The organism is Bartonella jaculi, from assembly GCF_039543045.1.
In the GTDB taxonomy this organism is placed as follows: Bacteria; Pseudomonadota; Alphaproteobacteria; order Rhizobiales; family Rhizobiaceae; genus Bartonella; species Bartonella jaculi.
Genome location: NZ_BAABIZ010000209.1, coordinates 1 through 514, shown reverse-complemented (window position 1 = coordinate 514; position 514 = coordinate 1). Strand labels below are relative to the sequence as shown.

The following is a 514-nucleotide window of genomic DNA, read 5'->3' as shown; positions in this document are numbered from 1 at the left end:
AAACCGCATCTAATAATAAACAAGAGCCTGCAAAAAAATACGAATTCACGGGTGAAACAATAGAGGTTGGCTTTAAAACGCTGCATAGAATTAGAGCTTTAAGAGATTTTGGTGATGTCAAAAAAGGGGACCTCGGTGGTTTTATACAAGGTGAAAGCAACCTCTCTCATGATGGCAATTGCTGGGTTGGTGGTAAAGCTAAAGTTTATAGCAATGCGCGGGTTTTCGATAATGCCGTTGTAAGTGGTTATGCCCATGTGAACAATGTTGCTTGCATTTATGAAAATGCCCGTGTTTATGGCAAGGCTGTTGTGGCTGGTAATATTTATGGCAATGCAGAGGTCTATGGCTTTGCACGCATTTATCCTGATGCTCATATTTTCGAAAATGCGCGCGTTCATTATTACGCTTGTGTCTTTAATGATACAAAAATTTATGGCAATGCGAAAATTTCTGGATATGCTTGTATTTTTGCAAATGTAAAGATTTTTCGCAATGCGGTCATTAAAGGTGA

At 38.9% G+C, this 514-nt stretch carries 1 protein-coding gene; it reads left to right on the top strand.

The genetic code is table 11. The features are described from left to right. Positions 1 to 514 (top strand): hypothetical protein (locus ABD915_RS10220; protein WP_345117859.1); only part of this gene is annotated, 514 nt, incomplete at both ends.